This is a genomic window from Shewanella sp. 125m-1, assembly GCF_052977065.1.
The window spans coordinates 208859-231464 of record NZ_JBRILT010000002.1; the positions used below are offsets into that span (position 1 = coordinate 208859).

A 22606-nucleotide genomic window follows, 5' to 3' on the forward strand; every position below is an offset into this window, starting at 1 on the left:
TATGTTAAAGGCTATAGCTAGAAATATAACTAGATTCCCCAAAGTTAAAAAAACCTTGAAGTATCTATATTATAAAATCGGTGGGGTTTGTTATGGTATCTTTGCTAATAACATAAAAGTTTGGAATATAAAGCATGATTTAGGGATCGAAGGTGATACTTTCTTTGGTTATTACGGTACATCACCTGTTAATAACAATATGATTTTATTTCATCGGATAAATAAAAATGGTGAAGTAGATGTTATAATAGCCGATCTTTTTACCTCTAAATTTAAAGTGGTTGCTTCTGTTAGTTCCTTTAATCTTCAACAAGGAGCAAAATTAAATTGGGTTGATGAAAATAGTTTTATTTTTAATAGTTATGATAGTGAAAAAGAAGTAATTATAGCTAACTTGTGTCGGATTTTGGATTTTCAAGAGCTGACTTTGGTGTTAAGCCGATATTCTTATGGTTATAGCGAAGTATTTGAACAAGGTTTTCTATCTCTTTCGTATTCGAAAATCACAAAGGAAAAAAGTGAATATGGATATGAACATTGTAAGATGAAAGATGAAAGTCTATACATCAAATACATCAGTTGGGGCTCAGAAAAGGCGTTAACCATTGTTGCGGAAGATGAGCTAATACCTTACCGTAATTCAAAAGAAAATAACCATGTTTTAAATCACATTCTGGTCTCACCTTGTAAAAGTAAGTTTGTATTTATTGAACGTTATACAGTTGATGGGACAAGAGTAGATAGGCTTTTTTATAAAAGTAGTATTAACGGAGACCTGAAGTTAATCTTAAATACAGGTATGGTTAGTCACTTATGTTGGCAAGACGACAATTTGTTTGGGTATTTTAGAGATAAAAATGGTCGGGATGGTTACCATTTATTAAATTTAAATAGTAAAACTATTAACTGCTTTGATGGATTAGGTGATGGTCACCCTGTATATATAAATGACTCTCTAATTCTAACGGATACTTATCCTGATTTCTTTAGAAGACAAAAACTGTTGCTTTTAGACGTTAGAAATGAAAAATCTGAGACGATTCTTGAGCATTATATACCTTCACGATTTCAAAATAAAACGCGCTGTGACTTCCACCCTCGATTCGATAGTGTTAATGGTCACGTTTATTTTGACTCGATAGTGAATGGTTCTAGACAGTTATGCCGAGTTGACATTAGAGAAAAGTTGAATCATGAGTAAAATTGAAAGAGTTGCTTTAGTTGATTTCTGCGAAACGCTCGTTGATTTGCAAACTGCTGACGAGTACATAGAATATTGTGTAAAAGATAGTTTTGTTAAAGTTTTGTTAATCAGGTTGATGAGGAATAGAATTTTAAATAAAATATTAAAAAAATTATTTAAAAGATATAAATCACCAAAACCTTTCATACTTCGATTGGTGAAAGGAAAAAATGCGGCATTTATGGAAAAGAAAGCTAAGGAGTTTTCACTTCTATTGGAGACCGATTTCGTAATCAAGGATGTTATAGAAGAAATAAGAGAGCTTAAAAATAATGGGTATAGAATAATCATTGTTTCTGGTGGTTATGATATATATATAAATCATTTTATGCCAGTTTTAATTGATGACGTCATAAGTACTGAAATTGATTATTTTGATGGAGTTTGTACAGGGAAAATAAAGGGCGTAGATTGTTTAGAAGAAAATAAAGTAAAAAAAATAGACAAATATTTGTGTGGCCATTCTTTAGATTATGAAACGTGTATTGTCTATTCAGATAGCAAAACAGATATGCCTTTGTTCAATTTAGGTGAAACTAAAGTTGTCATTAGTCGAGAAAGTGAAAAACATTGGGTGAGAGAGTGTCATGGATTTATCGAGAAAGTTTGGCATAAGTAAGAAATATATTAAATCTTTTTACATGTACGTTGTGAGTTTTTTTGCAACAGATGAGCGATATGTTAAAAACAAGTTTAAATCTACTTTTGGATATGATCTTGAGTTAGATAATCCAATTAGTTTAAATGAAAAAATGCAATTTATAAAGTTAAGGAAAAGACGAGATGAATATATAGTTTTTGCAGATAAATTATTAGTTAGAGAATATGTAAGTCGTGCTATAGGTGATAAATATTTAATTCCGATTTTTTCAATCTTAAAATCGCAAAAAGAGTTGAATATTGATATGTTACCAAACATCCCATTTATTATAAAAACTAATCACGATAGTTCAGGAGGGATTATTGCTAGACATAAGTCTGAGTTAGATTTAGATTACGTTAAGGCTTTATATAAATTTAATCTTTGGAATAACCATTATTATATTTCAAGAGAAATTCACTATAAAAATCTTGAAAGAAGAATATTAATTGAGAAATTGTTATTAGATAAAAATGGCAAAATACCCAACGATTATAAAGTTAACTGCATTAATGGAAAAGCAGAGTTTGTATACTGCGCCGTAGATAGAGAGGGTCAAAATTATCGTAAAATTTATGATCTTAATTGGAAACCTGTTGACTTTAAGTGGGGCGATAAAAAAGACTTTGATAAAAAGTTTACTGGCCCAGATATAACTATCCCACAAAATTTTTCAGAGATGATTGAAATTTCTGAAAAGTTAGCTAAAGGCTTTCCTTATCTCAGGATTGATTTATATAATGTAGATGGGGATATATTTGTTGGTGAAATTACCATATTTCATGGAGGAGGATTTGACTTAATTGAACCGAGAAGCGTTGACATAGCTTTGGGGGAAAAGGTTCAGTTTGACTAATAAAAAGATAATAAATAATAGTATAAACTTAACTATTATCAAATTACTAACATTAGCTTTTCCTGTTGCAATAATTCCATTATTAATATCTAGAGTAGGCTTAGATGGTTATGGTGTCATAGCTCTTTGTACCGCAATAGCTCTATATATGACAACTTTTATTAGTTTTGGTTTTGAAGATTCTGCTACTAAAACAGTTTCTAACGGGTTTTCCAATAGCCAATCTAGGAATGAGTACTTTTCTAGCGTCATTGTCATAAAACTCTTTCATGCTATTTTAGGGCTCATTTTAATTTATTTTTTGTCTATCATATGGCCTGAGTATGGTGTTGTTAAATATTTTTCGTTAATTTTGTTTGCTGAAATTTTTAATGTTCTATGGTTTAGTCACGCACTAAATGATATGAAGAATATTACTGTAGCTACATTTTTATCAAGATTAATATATTTATTTGGGGTATATTTTTTAGTCGAATCAGAAAAAGATATATGGGTTGTACCAATCATAATAGGTTGTAGCAACATGTTTGCTAATTTCTTATCTTATAAGATTATATGTGGAAAATATGAAATTAATTTATCACTTAATTTAAAACTTATAAAGCAGACATACAAAGATTCATATATTTTGGCACTAACTAACTGTATCCCTCTATTTAAGGATAAACTCGGAACAGTTTTGCTAGCAGTTTTTTTATCGCCAGCTAGTGTTGGTATTTATGATATTTTAATGAAGATATTGAATCTTATGTTTATACCTATAAATATAACGGTTTCGTCTTTTTTTCCTATTTTATCAAATAATTTTGATTGTAAATTGTTTTATAAGCAGACGAAGTTAGTTATGTTATATAGCGTTTTCATTGTCTTAGTTGCTTGTATCTGTAGCCCTATTTTTATAAACTTATATTACATTGATTATATAAGTTATGTAACAAGCTTTTATGTGATTTCGATAAGTGTTATTTTTTATTCAATAAGTTTAACTTTGGCTAAGAATTTATTTATAGTCAAAGGTAAATATAAATATGTCATGGTCAGTTTGATAGTGTCGACGGTGTTCTTCCTGGTAGGGGTATGTTGCCTAGCTTTAACTAGTAATATTTCAATATTTTATTTAACTTGCTTAACAACTTCTAGTTTTTTTGTTGAAGCTATAATAAGAGTTTATATGATGAGAACGATATTAAATGAAAATTAGAGTAAGCGTAATAATTCCAACCTTTAAGGATAATGACAGGTTATCATTATGTTTGGATTCCTTAGTGAATCAAAGTTACCATGAAAGTGGATTTGAAATAATAGTAATTAATAATGATCCCAACTGCGACATCCCAAAACGATTAACGGAAAAATATAATAAAGTTATTTTCTTAAATGAGAATATTAAAGGTTCTTATGCGGCAAGAAATAAAGGGGTTGTAAATTCTAAAGGTGAGATATTATTTTTCACTGATTCTGATTGCATAGTTGAACAAAACTGGATTAATAATGGCGTTGCTTTACTTGATCAAGAGCCAAATTGCGTTCGAATCGGTGGGAAAGTTGAACTTTTCTATAAAGGAGCTTCACCTCGCTCTTTAGGGGAGATATATGAGTCTTGTTATGCCTTTAGACAAAGAGAGTATATAGAGAAACAAGCTATGGCAGTAACTGCCAATATGATTACTTACAGGTGGTTATTTGATAAGGTTGGTTTGTTTAATGCAGGACTTTTATCTGGGGGGGATTGTGAGTGGGGGCGTCGAGCTAATGATCTAGGTTTTGGTGTTAAGTATTCTGAAGAATTATTAGTGAAGCATCCTGCGAGATATTCTATAAAAGAAATCGTGATAAAAAATAGAAGAGAGGCCGGCGGTAAGTTTATAGTAAACGAGTGTAGTAAGTTAACTGTCATTAACTTTTTAAAGGGTGTTTTGCCTCCATTGAAGTCTATATTTTATATGAATAAAGTTGGGCCGAAATGGCACTATTTTATTGCGTTTACGATACGATATTTTTTGCGAATTGATTCGTTAATAGAGAAAGTAAAAATTGGAGTTTTAAATAAGGATGCTGAACGTAATTGATCGTACATTTTCAATTTTAATCATCTTTATGCTTATTAATAGTTTTTATGTCATTCAACCTATTAATAGCGCAATGCTTGCTGTTCCGTTCGCTGTTACCTATTCATTAATTAAAGGGGGGAAGCTTAATTACCATAAGTTTGTTTTCAGTAGGCACTTTGCTTATTTGATTTTAGCTATATTGGTCATGTCGACTTTGGCATCATTTATTTCTTTTAAAAGTTCATATTTAGATCTTTCATATTTTAAAAACTATGTATCTCAATTGATTCAAGCAGTGTCAATAGTTATTATATTGATTTGTTTGTGCTCTGGTGGAGGGATTAAGAGCCAAGTAGACCTGTTAAAGATAATAGTTTTTTGTTTTTGTCTTCAATCCATAGTTCAACTATTAGCTTTTGTTTCTCCTGATATAGCATCTCTTGTTCATAAAACATATTCAGCTGACAAAATATCAAGGTTATATGAAGATTACGGTGGAGTAAGAGGTCTTGCTTTAACGGGGGCTCCTGGTTGGGGGTTATCTGTTGGTTACGCTATTTCTTTTGTATTATATTTCCAATTGTATGTCATTAAGCCAAAAGTCTTAACTGTAAAAGCAATATTTATTGGTTTGTTATTAGTTGCTGGTTCTTTTTTTGCAGGAAGGAGTGCACTCCTAGGTGTGATTATAGGTATACTAATGTTTGTTTTTTGTCATAACAACTTCGTCACGAAAAATATGAAAGTTTTAAAAGCTGTTTTAATTTTTATACTTCTGTCATTAGTGTTCTTTATCATTTTTAATGATGTAGTTATGTTACTTGTCGACAAAGTTTTTCCATTTGTATTTGAAATTTTTTATAACATGAGTCAATCAGGACAAGCGAGCTCCAAATCTACTAATATTTTGTTGAAAATGTGGGATATTGATGTCTCATATTATGAACTTTTTTGGGGGACAGGCATATTTACAGATCCGAATACTGGCGAATACTATTATGGTACTGATGTTGGCTATTTAAGAGAGTTGCTTTATGGTGGCATTTTTTGGCTAGTTTTTGTTTTAATTTATCAGATGGTAATAATGGGGTGTTTTTCATTTAATAAAATTGAAAAACAGCATTTAATTACAATAGTTTTTTTATTTTTGATGTTTATGATAATGGAAGCCAAAGCTATGACACTTGGCTTTAATAAATATATGTTTACGATGTGTAGTTTGATTGCATTTTCTAGCATATGCAATAAGAGAGCGAGTGAAACGTGATGCCAACAATTTCGGTTATAATACCAACCCACAATAGATGTGATTTGTTAAAAAATGCAATTGATAGTGTTCTAAAACAAACTATATCAGTAGAAGAAGTAATAGTCGTAGATGACACACAAAATGCAGAAAGCGAAGTTTTAGTAGAGTCTTATAACAATAGTAAAATTAAGCTGTTTCGTAATAATGCGTGCGGAGCACACAGTTCCAGAAATTTAGGTGCAGCAAAAGCAAGTTCAGAATACATTGCATTTTTAGACGACGATGATATTTGGCTAGATGATAAAATTGAAATGCAAAAACCATTCTTGGTATCTAATGATGCTGTATTTAGTCAAATACAAGTTAATTATACTGACTTGAATATTAAGTATAACACTAGAGCTAAAAATAATGTTGATAGTCTTAATTCGATATTAACCGAAAATTTTATTGGTGGCACAATTTCTTCGATAATTAATAGGGATCTATTTCTGGATTTAGGAGGGTTTGATACTAACTTCCCTGCAAGAGAAGAGTATGATCTTTGGATTCGCATAATAAGTAAAGGAAGTAATATTCATATTGTCGAAAAGGCTCTTTCAGTAGGTTATCGCTCATTTTCGAGAGATAGGATTTCAGCAAGCATCTCAAATTATGAAAAGGCAATCCAACTTATAAATAAAAAACACAGTGTATTTGCAAGCACAGTGTTATCAGATAAAGAACTTGATGTTAGAACATCAAAGCAGTATAAGTTTTTGGCTGCGCAAGCCGTGTCAATCAATAAACGATTAACTAGTTCAAAATATTACTTAAAATCTTTCATTATAGAGCGTAGCTTAATGACGTTGGCTTTAGCATTAATTGCGTTCTTATCTCCTGTTCTACTTATTAAACTTCGTAGTAAATTATAATTGGATGTTATATGTTCCTCAATAAAAATGTTAAACGCTTGTCTCCTTATAAAGTATCCTCTCATAAGGCATGGGAGAGTATCGAAAATGAAAATATTTTAAAGCTTGATTGGAATGAATCTACAATCCCTCCTTCGCCAAAAGTTGCCGAGGCTATTAATTACTTTTTGTTAAATGGTAAGCTAAACTGGTATCCAGATGTTGCTAACGCTAAACTAAAACAAAAATTGGCTGAGTACGTTGGTCTGCCTGAATGTAATGTTGAGTCTTTTTCTAGTTCCGATGGCTTGCACGAATACGTTTTGAGGTCTTTTGTATCAAGTGAAGATATAATAGTTTTGGTTTCACCAACATATGATAACTTCAGAGCAGTGGCTGAAAGTGTTGGTGCCACAATAAATTATTTTTACTTAGATTATGAAAACAACTTTAAATTTGATGTTGAAAAATTTAAAGAACATTTAGAATCTGTTTCACCTAAAGCTGTATATCTTTGTAACCCTAACAACCCTACTGGTAATGTGTATGATGTAGGGATTATAAAAGAGTTAGTAAAAGAGTTTAATGATGTTCTATTTATACTTGATGAAGCATATTATGAGTTTTCTGGAATAACAGCTTCTAATTTAGTTCTCGATTTTGAGAATGTGTTAATATGTAGAACTTTTTCAAAAGCATTTGGCTTGGCATCAATTCGTTTTGGTTATGCAATTTCGAGTGAAAAAAATATACAAGGTCTGCACAGAATTAGAAATGCGAAAAGTGTAAATTCATTCGCCCAATTATCTGCCATTGCAGCTTTGGATGATGTTGAGTATATGAGAAGCTACGTGGATGATGTCAACTCTTCTAAGTCCTCTTTTATAAAAAGTCTAGTCGAACGCGACTTCAAAGTTTTAAATTCGGAAGGGGGGAATTTTGTTTTGCTAGATTTGGGAGATTCTGCTGAGTTTTATGTTAAGGAACTTGAAGTTTTGCTTATTTATGTGCGTTCATTTGGTCATCTAAATGCTTGCAAAGGGCTTGTAAGAATAACTATTGGTATTGAGAGTCAGATGAAAGTTGTTTTAGATGCTCTAGACGCTATTAGTAAGAAATTGTAGTTTTGCTTTTGTTAAAAGTAAAGGCTGATATTGTCTCTGATTTTCAGCCTTTTAAAGAGTCATTATGAAATTTTCCGTTTTAATGTCAGTATATTCAAAAGAAAAACCTTCTAATTTAATTGAGTGTTTAGATAGCTTGCTGGTTCAAACTGTTCTAGCAGATGAAGTTGTTTTAGTTCAAGATGGCCCGATATCTTCTGACTTGATTGCAATTATCAATAACTACAGATCAAGGCTAAATATAATTTCAATACAGATTCAAGACAATGTTGGCCTAGCTTCAGCGCTCAATGTTGGATTACAAAAATGTAGTTATAACTTAGTTGCTCGTATGGATACGGATGATGTCTGTTATCCCACTAGATTCGAGAAGCAACTTGAGTTTATGGCAGCTAATCCAGCTATCGTCGCTAGCAGTGGCGCCATAGAAGAAATGAACGAAAGTATGGATTCAGTTCTTAATATTAGAGTATTACCAACTGAGCATACACAAATCACGCGCTTTGCGAAGTCTAGGTCTCCACTAAGTCATCCTGCTTCAATTTTTAAAAAAGATATAGTAGTCAAACTCGGTGGATACCCTGCACTGAGAAAAAGTCAAGATTATGGACTTTGGTCTAAATTACTGGTTCATGGATATAAGCTAGGAAACACGCGAGACACATTGTTAAAAATGAGATGTGGGGATGATTTTTATTCAAGGAGGGGCGCTAGCTATTTTAAACATGAAGTTATACTCTTAAGGTTCCAACGCGAAATTGGTTTTCTAAATTCTTTGATGCTATATTCAAATTTAAGTTCAAAATTTTTGCTTAGATATTCACCAGTTTTTTTACAGAAAATTGCCTATAGGTTATTTCGATAAATAATTTTCTATTGTGTAGATGTTTTTGTTGGATTTCTGCTCATTCCGCAAATTATAATTGCAACATTTCTAGTTTTTGGTGCTGAGTTTTATCTGAACGAACTAGGGAGTATATTTTACTTCTTCTAGTTAAAACATCGGATGCATAGGGCTTTTGGTAACGGTATTTGCTGTTATAGACTCTATCAATGAGTTTGAGATGGAGTTGATATCGATTTTCTCATTGGGGGCTCAGTATTGTAACATTCTTCTCACAAGGATTTTTGTTCTACCTAACTGAAAATCATTGGCTGATATTACCTGTTTATTTATTGCTACCATTTCTGCATATTTGTTTTTTAATTTACGTTGGCCATTTTCCTCGTTACAAAAAGTATTTATGGGTGATGCAGGTAGTATGCTTATAGGACTAACAGTTGTTTGGTCATCGGTACAGAGTCAGCAAATCCAGCATTTTCTCCTGTTACAGCTCTTTACTTAATAGCGATACCTTTAATGGATATGGCTGCCATTATGTATCGCAGAGTCAAGAAAGGGCATTCTCCCTTTAAACCAGATAGAGATCATCTGCATCATATATTTGAACGTGCAGGTTATAGCCGAAAACAAACTTTAGCTCGCATTACATTGTTGTCTGCAATACTTGCAACTATTGGTATTTTAGGTGAGTTACTGGCAGTCCATGAAGCTATTATGTTTATTGGCTTTTTAGTTATTTTTGCGACATATAACTGGGCATTAGCTCATGTATGGCAGATCTTAACTTGGATTAGGCGTAACGGCTAAACTCGGCGTTATGCACTATTTTGAAAATCCCCTATTTGGGGATTTTCTTGTTTTAGAGTATTAAATTGTGGATGATTATCTTGAATAGTACTGCTAAAAGTACCATGAATGACCAAGCTATTACCAAAGGAATAGTGTTAGCCGGTGGCGCTGGTTCAAGGCTTTATCCTATCACGCGAGGTGTGTCTAAACAGTTACTCCCTGTTTACGATAAACCGATGTTCTATTATCCGTTATCGGTTTTAATGTTAGCTGGTATTCGAGATATTTTGGTTATCACGACTGCTGAAGAGTTAATGTTATTTCAACGTTTACTCGGTGATGGTACTGATTTTGGAATCCGTTTGTCTTTTGCCGTTCAAACAAGGCCTGAAGGTATTGCTCAGGCATTTGTGATTGCAGAGGATTTTATTAACGATGATAATGTTTGTTTGATCCTTGGTGATAATGTTTTTTATGGGCAAGGGTTTAGTCAGTCGTTAAAGATTGCAGCGAGTAAGAAAGTCGGTGCAACAATCTTTGCTTATCAAGTTGATCAAGCTGAGCGCTTCGGCGTTGTTGAGTTCGATGAATCTTTCAAGGCGTTATCGATTGAAGAAAAGCCGTTACAGCCTCAATCTAATTGGGCGGTTACTGGCTTGTATTTTTTTGATAATAGAGTGGTCAATATTGCTAAAAATTTAACGCCATCTGCACGACATGAGCTAGAGATCACCAATATTAACCAAGCTTATTTAAAGCAGGGAGAATTACAGGTAGTAAGGCTAGGGCGCGGCTTTGCATGGTTAGATACCGGCACGTTTGATAGTTTGCAACAAGCCTCTTCTTTTGTTCAAACTATTGAAACGGTTCAAGGGTTGAAAGTTGCTTGTTTAGAAGAGATTGGCTGGCGAAGCGGCTGGTTAAGTGATAATGATATTGAGCGTCTTGCACAACCTATGTTGAGTAATAGCTATGGACAGTATTTGTTGTCTTTAATTGAATAAGTAAAGAAGGTTCTAGGTAAAAGCTAAGAAGATCCTAGGCCCTAGGAAAGGCTGGTTCTAGGTATAAGGAACAGCTTGTGAGTTTACGGATTGCGGAACGTTCGCAGGCTCACTTACGGAACGCTGCGCTGACGGTTAGAAACAAGATCCTAGAACCTCAAACCTAGGACCGTCTTTGAATGTAGGTCGGCATTTATGCCGTCAGCTTTTGTTCTATGTTTTGATGGGCTAAAGCCCAACCTACGTAAAGCGAAGCGATACAAGCAGAGACGGGAAAGCGAACGACCTACGTCCTTACGGATTTCGGAACGTTCGCAGGCTCACTGACGGAACGCTGCGCTGACGGTTAGAAACAAGATCCTAGAACCTCAAACCTAGGACCTTCTTTGAATGTAGGTCGGCATTTATGCTGTCAGCTTTTGTTTTATGTTTTGATGGGCTAAAGCCCAACCTACAACGATGCTGTAGGTGATCGCTTATGCCGTCAATTTAGACGTTGTCGTTAAATTTAATTTTGAGTTGGTAGTAAATGGATAAGGTCATCTTGATCACCGGTGGTGCTGGGTTTATTGGCTCAGCTCTGGTTCGCTTTCTCATTAAGTACACCAATAGTGTTGTGGTTAATCTCGATAAACTGACTTATGCCAGTAATTCGGAGTCTTTAGCTGACGTTGAATTATCGAATCGCTATGCGTTTGTGCAAGGTGATATTTGTGATAGGGCGTTAATAGACAAATTACTTATACAGTATCAACCTGATGCCATTATTCACTTAGCTGCTGAGAGCCACGTAGACCGTTCTATTGATGGTTCTGCAGAATTTATGCAAACCAATATTATTGGTACATACACTCTTCTTGAAGCTAGTCGTGCATACTACGCTTCACTCAAAGAAGATAAAAAGTATGCGTTTCGGTTTCATCATGTATCTACCGATGAAGTATTTGGTGACTTAGCTGACGGTGAATTATTTACCGAACAAACTAGGTATGATCCTAGCTCGCCATATTCTGCTAGCAAAGCGGCGTCCGATCATTTGGTTCGGGCTTGGCATAGAACCTATGGTTTGCCTATTGTCGTGACTAATTGCTCTAATAACTACGGTCCTTTTCAGCATCACGAAAAACTCATTCCTCAAACGATATGTAATGCATTAGCCGGTAAGACTATTCCAATATACGGTAATGGGCAGCAGGTGCGTGATTGGTTATACGTGGAGGATCATGTTAGCGCGCTTTATACCGTTTTAACAGAAGGGGAAATGGGCGAAACCTATAACATTGGCGGCAGCTGTGAAAAACGTAATATTGATGTCGTTAACCTGATTTGTGAGCTTCTAGAGGAGTTAGCCCCTGAAAACCCCAATTCATTAATGGGGAGTCGCAATGCTGAGGGATTTAAAGGGCTCATTACATATGTTGAAGATAGACTAGGTCATGATGTTCGTTACGCAATTGATTCGAGTAAGTTCCAAAGCGAGTTAGGCTGGAAGCCGACGGAGTCTTTTGAATCAGGTTTACGTAAAACCGTAGAGTGGTATGTAAAAGCGGCGGTAAAAGCAAAGATGGTTTAAAGTCGATAAAGGCTGAGACGGGAAAGCGGATTACGGTATATGGAACGTTTGCAAGCTCACTTACAGAACGCTTCGCTGACGGTTAGAAACAAGATCCTAGAATCTCAAACCTTATTTGTATGTAGGTCGGCATTTATGCCGTCAGCTTGTTGATGGTGTTTTATGTTTTGATGGGCTAAAGCCCAACCTACGTAAAGCGAAGCGATACAAGTAGATACTGGAAATCGAACGGCCTGCGGCCTTACGGATGACGGAACGTTTGCAGGCTCACTTACAGAACGCTTCGCTGACGGTTGGCTCTAAGATGGTGCGAGGTTCTAGGAAAAGCAGGTCCTAGGTAAGAGCTAAGACGGTACAAGCTGGGACGGTAAAGCGAACGGCCTGTTTTGATTACAGCATGAAGAGTATTCTCACCACGAAGCGCTTTCACGAAGGACACTGAGAAGTGCGTAGAGCAAAAGATTAGCGCTATTTTTAGTTGGTCTTGATGTTGCTTTTCTTCGTGTCGCGTAGCGCTTCGTGTCCTCTGTGGTGAATAGCTTTTGGCTTTTGATTACAGCATGAAGAGTATTCTCACCACGAAGCGCTTCGCTTTCACGAAGGACACGGAGAAGTGCGTAAAGCAAAAGATTAGCGCTATTTTTAGTTGGTCTTGATGTTGTTTTTCTTCGTGTCGCGTAGCGCTCCGTGTCCTCTGTGGTGAATAGCTTTGGCTTTATAGTCTTAGCTTGTTCCTATTTCAATCTCTGCGTTAGGTAAGAGTTGCTGGTATTTATCAGCTAACGCTTGTTTGGCATCAGAATCGCCGTGGACGATGCGTATGTGTTTAGGCTTATGCTGTATGCCCTCGACAAAATTAATTAGGTCTTGTTGATCTGCATGGGCTGAATAGCCGCTGATGGTATGTACTCCTGCTTTGATATCGATTTTATCCCCTTCAATATATACGTAGCCTCCGTTTGGCCCGTATGTCTGAATATCCCGTCCTATCGTTCCTTTTGCTTGGTATCCCACAAATAGAATGTCTGCAGTGGACTGGGCTAAAAACCGCTGTAGATAGTTGACGATGCGCCCGCCTGTACACATGCCGCTTGCTGCAATCACCACCGCGGGCTTTTGTCTGCTTGAAAGGTAGTTGATTACCGCTAAGTGATCTTGGTGGCTATCTATGGTGTAAAGCTGAGCAAAATCCAGTGGATGGCGTTGCTGGGCTAATATAGATTTGGCCTCAGAGTCCCACAGCTTTTTATAGTTAACATATTGCTCGGTAAAGTTTGCAGCCATGGGCGAGTCGACAATTATATCGATACTTTGCCACATAGGATTGTGTTGTTGCTCAAAGATGATTTGCTCTAGTTCGTACAGTAATTCTTGGGTGCGCCCAATGCTGAAGGCTGGAATGAGTACTACGCCGTTGTCGTTGACTGATTTCTCAATCACTCGGCGTAAGCTTTCAGCTCGATGCTCACGGTTATGATGGTTTTTATCGCCATAGGTTGACTCAATCACTAATGTATCGGCGCGCAGAGGGCTTTTCGGGCTTGGTAATAGCGGCGTGTTACTGGCTCCTAAGTCACCTGAAAATACGATTAGGTGCTTGTCATTGTCTTTGTCATTGTGATTGTCACCGTCACTGTAAGCTAGCGAATTATTACTCAGTTCTATTTCAACATAGGCCGACCCCAGAATGTGCCCAGCGACGTTAAACCTTGCTTTAGCTTGTTGAAAGCCGCTGTCACAGTGATTCACCTCCAGGGTAAACCATTGGCCATAATCAATAGGCTTAATTAATTGTTGTAAGCGCTTTAAATATAAACTAATTAATCGCTGATTTCTGGTGACGCCGACCTTGAGTGCATCTTCTATCACCATGGGGAGGAGGGCTGCAGTTGCTGATGTCGCATATATCGGGCCATCAAAACCTGCGGCAAGTAGATATGGCAGCCTACCAACATGATCAATATGGCAATGGGTAATAATCAGTGCGGTGATATGACTAATGTCGAATTCAATTTGGAGTTGGTCTGCTGCGGTTTTACCTGCTGTTTCAGCGCCTTGAAATAAGCCGCAGTCAATGAGAATACTTGAGTTGGAGTTGATATTAAGCTGGTGGCATGAACCTGTTACTCCATTAACAGCACCATGATGGATGATTTGCATAAATGACTTCCTTATCGTTGTTATTAGGGGGCAGAGACTAGAACGTGGCTCCGCCACGGCCAGAGCGTCGCTACGCTCCTGCTAGATTCTATACGAGCTTAAAGCAAGAAGGCCCTAGGTACTAGGAAAGCAGGTTCTAGATCCTAGGTAGGAGCAAAGACGGTAAGTAAAGATGGAACGGCCTTTGGGCTACAGAACGCTGCGCTGACGGTTAAAGGCTAGGAAGGTCCTAGGAAAAGCAGGTTCTAGATCCTAGGTACGAGCAAAGACGATAAGCAAAGGTGGAACGGCCTTTGGCCTACAGAACGCTTCGCTGACGGTTAAAGGCTAGGAAGGTCCTAGGAAAAGCAGGTTCTAGATCCTAGGTACGAGCAAAGACGGTAAGCAAAGATGGAACGGCCTTTGGCCTACAGAACGCTTCGCTGACGGTTAAAGCTAAGATAGGGGCTTCTTTTAATGTAGGTCGGCATTTATGCCGTCAGCTTTTCTTTGATGTTTTATGTTGTTGATGGGCTAAAGCTCAGCCTACATCAGGGCGTATTCCGTCCTAGAAACGTCCGAGGTCTTAGCACCGTATCGCTTTGCACTTTAAGCGGAGCGTTCTGTGAGTGAGCTTGCGAACGTTCCGTTATCCGTGAGCGAAGCGTTCGTCTTTACAGTACCTCGTCTTAGCGGTAAAAATGTGGCCTAAAACAAGACTTTTTGCTGCTTGAGTGTTATTTTACGCGGATATTTATTTTTAAGGTTTTAAGATGAAAATTGCTATAGCAGGGACGGGCTATGTAGGCCTGTCAAACGCAGTGTTGTTGGCGCAAAAAAACACCGTGATGGCGGTTGATATTGTTGCTGAAAAAGTCGAGATGATTAACCAAGGTTTATCACCTATAGCGGACACAGAAATTGAAGATTACTTAGCTAATCACAAGCTCGATTTAACGGCAACGTTAGATAAAAAGCTAGCCTATCAAGATGCTAAGTACGTGATTATTGCAACTCCTACCGATTACGATACCGTGTCAAACTACTTTAATACCTCATCTGTTGAAGCGGTCATTCAAGATGTACTCGCCATTAACCCTAATGCAGTGATGGTGATTAAATCGACCGTGCCAGTAGGTTACACTGAGTCAGTTAAACAAAAATATAATACTGACAATATTATCTTCTCACCTGAGTTTTTACGTGAAGGGCGCGCTCTTTACGACAACCTACATCCTTCTCGTATTATTATCGGTGAGCGCTCTGAGCGCGCTGAAGTATTTGCTAACTTACTTGCAAATGCGGCGATTAAAGAAAATATTGATATTCTTTTCACTGATTCAACAGAAGCAGAAGCGGTTAAACTTTTCTCTAATACTTATCTTGCAATGCGTGTCGCGTATTTCAATGAGTTAGATAGTTACGCTGAATCGCATGGTTTGGATGCGCGTCAAATTATTGAAGGTGTCGGTTTAGACCCTCGAATTGGCTCGCACTATAACAATCCATCATTTGGTTATGGCGGTTATTGCTTACCAAAAGACACCAAGCAATTACGTGCAAACTATGCTGACGTACCAAATAGCCTGATTAGCGCAATTGTTGATGCTAACTCGACGCGTAAAGACTTTATTGCTGACTCAATTATTAAAAAACAACCTAAAGTTGTCGGTGTTTACCGCCTAATTATGAAGTCAGGCTCAGATAATTTCCGCGCGTCTTCTATTCAAGGCATTATGAAGCGCATTAAGGCTAAAGGCATTGAGGTTGTAGTATTTGAGCCTGTGCTGACAGAGCCCGAATTTTTTAACTCTCGCGTGATGCAAGATTTAGAAGAGTTTAAGCAAGTTTCAGATGTCATAGTATCGAACCGAATGGTTGATGAGCTGGCTGATGTTGCTGATAAAGTTTATACACGAGACTTGTTTGGGTCGGATTGAGCAAAGGCTGAGAAGGTCCTAGGAAAAAGAAAGGTCCTAGGTTCTAGGTACAAGCTAAGACGGAAAAGCGGGAAAGAGCTGCAAGGTCAAAGGCAACGCTGTTTTGTTTTTTATTTCCTTAGTAGGACGTAGTCCGTCCTCGGAGCGAAGCGTCCTAGGTCCTAGAACCTTGCTATTCAGAGAGTTTGCGAACGTCTTAGTATCTAGGGTCTTCTTTTAACAAAAGAGAATTTTATGAAGTATTTAGTAACAGGTGCAGCAGGTTTTATCGGCTCAAAAGTCAGTGAACGTTTATGTGCTGCTGGCCATGAAGTGGTTGGTATCGATAACATAAATGATTATTACGATGTTAACCTAAAACTGGACCGCCTTAAAAATTTAGAGTCTCAGGCTCTTTTTTCATTTAAAAAATTAGATTTAGCAGATAGAGAAGGCATTGCAGCGCTGTTTGCAGAGCAAGGTTTTGATCGAGTGATTCACCTCGCGGCGCAAGCGGGTGTGCGCTACTCAATCGATAACCCTATGGCCTATGCCGACAGTAATTTGGTTGGCCACTTGACAATTTTAGAAGGGTGCCGTCACCATAAGATTCAGCATTTGGTTTATGCTTCTTCAAGCTCTGTTTATGGCCTTAACTCAAAAATGCCATTCTCAACAGACGACAGTGTTGATCATCCTATCTCGCTGTATGCTGCGACTAAAAAAGCCAATGAGTTGATGTCACATACTTATTCGCATCTTTATGGTGTGCCAACGACAGGCCTGCGTTTCTTTACCGTTTATGGTCCTTGGGGACGCCCTGATATGGCGCTACTTAAGTTCACCAATAAGATAGTGAAAGGTGAAGCGATTGATGTTTATAACCATGGCAACTTAAGCCGCGATTTTACCTATATCGACGATATCGTTGAAGGCATCATCCGTATCCAAGACAGTATTCCTGCTGCTAATCCAGATTGGTCAAGTGATTCGGGCACTCCTGCAACGAGCTCTGCACCTTATCGGGTGTTTAATATCGGTAATGGTAGCCCGGTTCAACTAATGGATTACATCTCTGCACTTGAAAAATCGTTAGGTATTGAAGCCATTAAAAATATGATGGATATGCAGCCTGGCGATGTACATTCAACATGGGCCGATACTGAAGACTTATTCAACACTGTAGGTTACAAGCCACAAACTAGCGTCGAAGAAGGCGTACAGAAGTTTGTTGAATGGTATAAAGAGTATTACTTAAAAAGCTAAGAAGGTCCTAGGTCCTAGGAAATGCAGGTTCTAGGTAAAAGCGAAGACGGTAAAGCGGAATGGCCTGCGGCCTTACTGGTAACGGAACGTTCGCAGGCTCACTTACAGAACGCTGCGCTGGCGGTTTAAAACTAAGAAGATCGGCCTTTGGCCTGCTAGTACAGCCTACGGCTGGCGAGAGCGTCGCTTTGCTCCTGCTAGATTCTATACAAGCAAAAGCGATGGTTATGAGTCGCAAAAATCAAATAGAGTGAAGGTGGAAGAACCGGGGTAAGCCACAATACAAAGACTGACATGCAAGAGCCGACAAGTTAATTTACACCCCAAGGTTCTGCTGTTGATTTTCCTAGTAGCGAAGCGCCCTCGCAGTGAGCTTGCGAACGGCCTATAATCTAGGATGTAAATGTTTAAGTAGGTCGGCATTTATGCCGTCAATTCTTTTGCTTTTGTTTTTCCTAGCAGGCTGAAGGCCGTCCTCGGAGCGAAGTGCCCTAGGTCCTAGAACTTTGTTTATCCAGTGAGCTAGCGAACGTCCTAGAACCTAGGTCCTAGTCCAAGCCCAAGCCTTTATTTAAAAGACTATGATGAAACTAATACCTACCCTAATTCCTGATGTGTTGCTGATTGAGCCCAAAGTATTTGGTGATGAACGGGGCTTTTTTATGGAAACCTTTCGTCAATCAGAGTTTGAGGCGCTATTTGCTGAAGTTGGCATGGCTTGCCCGAGCTTTGTGCAAGAGAATATGAGTCGCTCGCAAAAGCATGTGCTGCGAGGCCTGCATTATCAACTGCAACAAGCTCAAGGTAAGCTTATTCGTGTGACAGCTGGTAGTATTTTTGATGTCGCGGTTGATATTCGTAAAGATTCAAAAACCTACGGTCAGTGGTTTGGGCAAATTTTATCTGCCGAAAATAGACTGCAAATGTATATCCCCCCGGGTTTTGCTCATGGTTTTTTAACTTTAAGTGATTACGCCGACATTATTTACAAATGTACCGATTACTATGCGCCAGAGTTTGAAAGAACTATTGCCTGGAATGATCCTCAATTAGATATCCTATGGCCGTTAGAAGAGGGGGCTAAGCCGATTTTATCGGAGAAAGATAAAAAGGCTGAGACGGTCCTAGGAAGAGCAGGTACTAGGTCCTAGTTAAGAGCAAAAGATGGTAGAAGCTAAGACGTAAAAGCGGAACGGCCTGCGGCCTTACGGTATACGGAACGTTCGCAGGCTTACTTACGGAACGCTTCGCTGACGGTTAAAAGCTAAGAAGATCGGCCTCTGGCCTGCTAGTACAGCCTACGGCTGGTGAGAGCGTCGCTTTGCTCCTGCTAGATGCTATACAAGCAAAAGCGATGGTTATGAGTTGCAAAAGTCAAATAGAGTGAAGGTGGAAGAACCGGGGGAAGCCACAATACAAAGACTGACATGCAAGAGCCGACAAGTTAATTTAAACCCTAAGGAACTGTTGTTCTGCTGTTGATTTTTCTAGCAGCGAAGCGCCCTCGCAGTGAGCTTGCGAACGTTCTAGAACCTAGGCTCTAAATGTTTAAGTAGGTCGGCATTTATGCCGTCAATTCTTTTGCTTTTGTTTTTCCTAGCAGCGAAGCGTTCGAGGTTCTAGGAGCTAGAACCTATTCTTTCTTCCAAAGCTTCAAATGCATTTGGCGTGTCCTTTCCCCAAAATAGTTCTGTTACTGCTTGATAGTTATTTTTATAACTTGTTTGATTAGCCCTTTGTCCACTGTCTATAGCATTAAATCTCCGTGCGGCGATAGTCTCTGGTTCTAGCTGCTTTAATAACTCATTGAAACTTGTGCATTTAGGTGCGAACTCTGGCAACTTTGTGGCGTAGTCGTAGATATCTCGGCAATCTCGTTGGTAATGTTGTTCATCAAAGCGATAGAAGCAGATTGGCGTACCTTGTGGTAGTACATCAATAAATAAAGATGAGTAGTCTGTAATGAGTAGGTCCACCTGATGCAATAAACTATATACATCTTCTAACGGCGTAATATTGATAATGTTAGCGTAACTTGTAAGCTCATCAGCAAGTGCCGCCTCATTGGGATGTAGGCGTAATAGAAACAACTGATTATTAGCCACTAAGTGATTTGATAATTGCTGCCAGTTGAATGCTTTGCTGTACGGGTTGCCTTCCTGATGGCTGTCACGCCACGACGGAACGTATAAAATAATGTGTGGCTGCGGTGCAGGCTCACTTGGCTGAGTTAGATGGACTGCGAGCAGTGACTTAATGGATTGAGTTAGCGTGCTCGGACTCGGTTCACCACTTGTTGGGTATTGTTCTGTTGAACCTTTGACTGGTGAATCGCTTTCTATTTCACTTTTTATGGCGTAGCCGAGTGTAAAGTAGTCGGTTCTTGGATTGGTTGCACGCAAGAGCTGTGAGCTGCTGAGTCTAAATGCACTGCAAAAAAGCGAATCGATTAGCGGACTTGGGCTCAACATTAAGTCAGGCATTGTCCGTTGCTGGTGGGCAAGTAACCATTGTTTACACTGGGCTAGTTGGCTTTTAGGATTAAAAACTTCGGCCATGGGGCCTGTTGTTATATCAAATTCAATTTTCTTCATCGGCAAGCCATGCCATAAGTTTATCTTTACTGCACCATTAGCAAGCCACTGATTAATATCGCCAATGTAACTATTATAAAAAAAGTATTTAGCCGTTAAGCTGTGGTAAATACCTTTAAATGACCAGCGATAATAAGCCTCTAGGTTCTGACTTTGTAGCTGCGTGATCACAGCCTTATTGCCACTTATCCAGATGCAACGGATGAATTTTGTCTGCTGCCAATGCAGGTACAAGTATTTACTGTTGTCACTAAAGCCCTCTTTATAACTTCCAAATACCGCTTTTTTAGATGTGCGCGGAGCAAGGCCAGATAGCATGAATATGAGCTTTCTGAGTATTGCTTTTAGCCAGTCTAAAATAGAGTATGTCATCATTTGTTTATCTTTTTGGATTGCTGCAACGGTGTTGAAGCTGTGTCATTACCATCACTGGTTTGTTTAGGTAATGCTAGGTTATTTTTAATCTCAGTTGTTGAGATCTCACCGGTTCGATCTAAGTAAATAACCTCACACAATAGTGACAGATCATCAAATTTACCTTTCCAGTCGTTACCCATGCCAAAAATACTGACATCATATTCACATATATCTTTTGCTTTTTGATTCCAATGGGTTTCTGGTACTACCATATCGACATATTGGCAAGCTTCGACGATTTCAGCTCGTTGAAAGTAGCTAAAAAATGCGGCCTTACCTTTTAAAGCATTAAATTCGTCTGTCGAAACTGCCACGATTAAACGATCGCCGAGGGCTTTTAATCGCTTAAATAGGCGCACATGTCCATAGTGAAAAAGATCGAATGTGCCGTAAGTGATGATTGTTTTCATAATGATCTCCCGCTTGGCTTATCTTGCTAATGTCAATTTGGCTACTTTTGCTTATGTTGAAACTTATGTTTTAGGCGCATGTTTTGGCTCATGCTTTAGGTTCGGCTTTAATTCTGTTCTAGCTGGTTATGTATTCGTAATTGTTTAGAGCGGTTAAAAACATATTTGATGAGTTGCCAATATTTATATTTTTGTAAGGGCTGCGCGAATTCATCCTCGATTAAATCGCATTCTTCAGGGAACGTTGCAGAGGCGTCTTCAACGGCTGAGTGTATTAATAGTTGTAGTGGGCCGTAGATCCCGTATTCATAGGCACTAAAGGGGTTGATAGGTTTGATAAATGGGCTACGACCGATAAGGCTTAATCGCCCTAAAACAACGAGGTAGAGCTGGGGGAGGCGACTCATCCATAGCGACTTAACATTCCAGCGCCAGCAGCTGTAGTGCTTATTATTTAATGTGACTTTCTCTTTAATTAGCGGTTTTCTAATTGATACCCCTCTCGTTAACGTATTGTTTTTGGCGTTAACTAAACAATAAGTTGCAATGAGCGGGCTAAACACTAATCCAATACAAAGAAGAAAAAGAGCAATACTTCTATCGCAAAGGGTCACGCTTTCAGTGTTAGCCAGGGTATGGTTTTTAGCCAAAATGCTGTCATCATTGAGCTTGATCGCGCCACCATTCCCGGGTGTGATCAGTGTATTCTTACACACAATGGCATTATTAACGTTGAGCCCTTTGCCCACATAAGAGTCATCTAGAATAATGCAGTTTTTAAGACTCGATTGCGCATCTACAAGGCAGTTCTTACCTAAAATACAGCTTTGCTGCAGATCTACACTTTCATCAATCCAGGTATTGTCACCAATGACCCCCCATGCATTTTGCATTCTCAATGGGCCGGTTTTAGTTTTTGCTCCCACGTAAAAACCGTTTGCTTGGTCTGCACTACTGTAAAATCGTCCCTTAGGGCTAATTCCTATTATTTTTGCGATTGCCATCGCTTGATTAGCCTGCATATAGGCATTAAGACTTGTGAGCATGAAGCATTCACCATGAAGGATTTGAGTCACGGGTTCGTTTAATACCGCTGAGGCATCGCTTGGAATGACAACCTGATTGGTCAGCGGCCAGTTAAGCATCTCGGTATGTGAGGCTGCCGCAGGCAGCATCATTAGGCCTGCATTTTGGTTATTCATCTTGGCAATGACCAGACTTTGTTTCATCTGTTGGCTGAACTCAACAAATGCTTTGATACACGGGCTTCTCAGCATATCGCCGCGTGCAACTAATACAGATTCTGTTTTATCTACAGCCAATCGAGCCAGCACTTTCGAAGCATCTTCCTGTTCTCGGCTAAGAAAATAGTCAACTTCTAAGCCCCAGAACTCGCCGTTGCCGACTAATGCTTTTATTGCAGCGATATGCGTTGAGACAATGAGTTTTACCTGCTTAACCCCTGCGCTGGCGAGATCTTCTAGGGTATATTCGATAACGCTCTTATTGCTAATGGGCAATAGTGCTGGATTATAGTATTGGTTTAGTGGTACCAACTCTTGCCCGTGGCGATTTGCAAAAATAATAGCTTGCAT

General features: G+C 38.4%; 20 protein-coding genes. 16 read left to right on the forward strand and 4 right to left on the reverse strand.

The features are described from left to right. Position 1: 1 nt before the first annotated feature. The 13 genes from ACVBIK_RS02030 to rfbB all read left to right on the forward strand — a co-directional run bounded on the left by ACVBIK_RS02030 (position 2) and on the right by rfbB (position 12266). Entirely contained in the window at positions 2-1201 is a 1200-nt protein-coding gene (locus ACVBIK_RS02030; protein ID WP_447168955.1) for a hypothetical protein, read from the forward strand. After that, positions 1194-1862, forward strand: coding sequence for an HAD family hydrolase (locus ACVBIK_RS02035; protein WP_447168956.1), 669 nt, complete (start codon positions 1194-1196; stop codon positions 1860-1862). The genes ACVBIK_RS02030 and ACVBIK_RS02035 overlap by 8 nt, the downstream gene beginning before the upstream one ends. Next, the gene (locus ACVBIK_RS02040) at positions 1831-2739 is read left to right on the forward strand and encodes an ATP-grasp fold amidoligase family protein (protein WP_447168957.1); all 909 of its coding nucleotides are present in this window, start codon (positions 1831-1833) and stop codon (positions 2737-2739) included. Before ACVBIK_RS02035 ends, ACVBIK_RS02040 begins: the two co-directional genes overlap by 32 nt. Then, positions 2732-3940 (forward strand): oligosaccharide flippase family protein, encoded by a 1209-nt coding sequence (locus tag ACVBIK_RS02045; RefSeq protein WP_447168958.1) that lies wholly within the window; start codon positions 2732-2734, stop codon positions 3938-3940. Before ACVBIK_RS02040 ends, ACVBIK_RS02045 begins: the two co-directional genes overlap by 8 nt. Beyond that, positions 3930-4808 carry a glycosyltransferase gene (locus ACVBIK_RS02050; RefSeq protein ID WP_447168959.1) on the forward strand — a complete coding sequence of 293 codons (879 nt, stop codon included), beginning with the start codon at positions 3930-3932 and terminating at the stop codon, positions 4806-4808. Before ACVBIK_RS02045 ends, ACVBIK_RS02050 begins: the two co-directional genes overlap by 11 nt. Beyond that, positions 4792-6057, forward strand: coding sequence for a hypothetical protein (locus ACVBIK_RS02055; protein ID WP_447168960.1), 1266 nt, complete (start codon positions 4792-4794; stop codon positions 6055-6057). The genes ACVBIK_RS02050 and ACVBIK_RS02055 overlap by 17 nt, the downstream gene beginning before the upstream one ends. Then, the gene (locus tag ACVBIK_RS02060; protein WP_447168975.1) at positions 6057-6953 is read left to right on the forward strand and encodes a glycosyltransferase family 2 protein; all 897 of its coding nucleotides are present in this window, start codon (positions 6057-6059) and stop codon (positions 6951-6953) included. Before ACVBIK_RS02055 ends, ACVBIK_RS02060 begins: the two co-directional genes overlap by 1 nt. Before the next feature lie 11 nt (positions 6954-6964). Beyond that, positions 6965-8056: a pyridoxal phosphate-dependent aminotransferase gene (locus ACVBIK_RS02065; RefSeq protein ID WP_447168961.1), complete on the forward strand. Its 1092-nt coding sequence runs from the start codon at positions 6965-6967 to the stop codon at positions 8054-8056. Positions 8057-8120: 64 nt separating this feature from the next. Further along, the gene (locus tag ACVBIK_RS02070) at positions 8121-8921 is read left to right on the forward strand and encodes a glycosyltransferase (RefSeq protein WP_447168962.1); all 801 of its coding nucleotides are present in this window, start codon (positions 8121-8123) and stop codon (positions 8919-8921) included. 331 nt (positions 8922-9252) lie between these two features. Next, on the forward strand, positions 9253-9402 hold the full coding sequence (locus tag ACVBIK_RS02075; protein WP_447168976.1) for a hypothetical protein: 150 nt from the start codon (positions 9253-9255) through the stop codon (positions 9400-9402). Beyond that, a complete protein-coding gene (locus tag ACVBIK_RS02080) occupies positions 9342-9707 on the forward strand; it encodes a hypothetical protein (protein ID WP_447168979.1) in 366 nt (121 codons plus the stop codon). Before ACVBIK_RS02075 ends, ACVBIK_RS02080 begins: the two co-directional genes overlap by 61 nt. 104 nt (positions 9708-9811) lie before the next feature. Then, entirely contained in the window at positions 9812-10693 is an 882-nt protein-coding gene (gene rfbA / locus ACVBIK_RS02085; RefSeq protein WP_447168977.1) for a glucose-1-phosphate thymidylyltransferase RfbA, read from the forward strand. A 529-nt stretch (positions 10694-11222) separates the two neighbouring features. Next, complete coding sequence (gene rfbB, locus ACVBIK_RS02090) at positions 11223-12266, forward strand: dTDP-glucose 4,6-dehydratase (protein ID WP_447168963.1); 1044 nt, start codon at positions 11223-11225, stop codon at positions 12264-12266. A 723-nt stretch (positions 12267-12989) separates the two neighbouring features. On the opposite strand, the gene ACVBIK_RS02095 is transcribed toward rfbB, so the two are convergent. Beyond that, complete coding sequence (locus tag ACVBIK_RS02095; protein WP_447168964.1) at positions 12990-14426, reverse strand: MBL fold metallo-hydrolase RNA specificity domain-containing protein; 1437 nt, start codon at positions 14424-14426, stop codon at positions 12990-12992. A 752-nt stretch (positions 14427-15178) separates the two neighbouring features. On the opposite strand from ACVBIK_RS02095, the gene ACVBIK_RS02100 reads away from it, so the two are divergent. The 3 genes from ACVBIK_RS02100 to rfbC all read left to right on the forward strand — a co-directional run bounded on the left by ACVBIK_RS02100 (position 15179) and on the right by rfbC (position 18741). Further along, positions 15179-16345 (forward strand): nucleotide sugar dehydrogenase, encoded by a 1167-nt coding sequence (locus tag ACVBIK_RS02100; protein ID WP_447168965.1) that lies wholly within the window; start codon positions 15179-15181, stop codon positions 16343-16345. Between the two features lie 234 nt (positions 16346-16579). Continuing rightward, positions 16580-17590, forward strand: a complete 1011-nt coding sequence (locus ACVBIK_RS02105) for an NAD-dependent epimerase (RefSeq protein WP_447168966.1) — start codon at positions 16580-16582, stop codon at positions 17588-17590. Positions 17591-18174: 584 nt separating this feature from the next. After that, positions 18175-18741: a dTDP-4-dehydrorhamnose 3,5-epimerase gene (gene rfbC / locus ACVBIK_RS02110; RefSeq protein WP_447168967.1), complete on the forward strand. Its 567-nt coding sequence runs from the start codon at positions 18175-18177 to the stop codon at positions 18739-18741. Positions 18742-19209: 468 nt separating this feature from the next. Here rfbC and ACVBIK_RS02115 read toward each other — a convergent pair whose 3' ends face one another. From ACVBIK_RS02115 to ACVBIK_RS02125, 3 genes are all read right to left on the reverse strand, one after another. After that, positions 19210-20556, reverse strand: a complete 1347-nt coding sequence (locus ACVBIK_RS02115) for a CDP-glycerol glycerophosphotransferase family protein (RefSeq protein ID WP_447168978.1) — start codon at positions 20554-20556, stop codon at positions 19210-19212. Continuing rightward, a complete protein-coding gene (locus tag ACVBIK_RS02120; RefSeq protein ID WP_447168968.1) occupies positions 20556-21011 on the reverse strand; it encodes an adenylyltransferase/cytidyltransferase family protein in 456 nt (151 codons plus the stop codon). The genes ACVBIK_RS02115 and ACVBIK_RS02120 overlap by 1 nt, the downstream gene beginning before the upstream one ends. A gap of 107 nt (positions 21012-21118) precedes the next feature. After that, positions 21119-22606: a sugar phosphate nucleotidyltransferase gene (locus ACVBIK_RS02125; protein WP_447168969.1), complete on the reverse strand. Its 1488-nt coding sequence runs from the start codon at positions 22604-22606 to the stop codon at positions 21119-21121.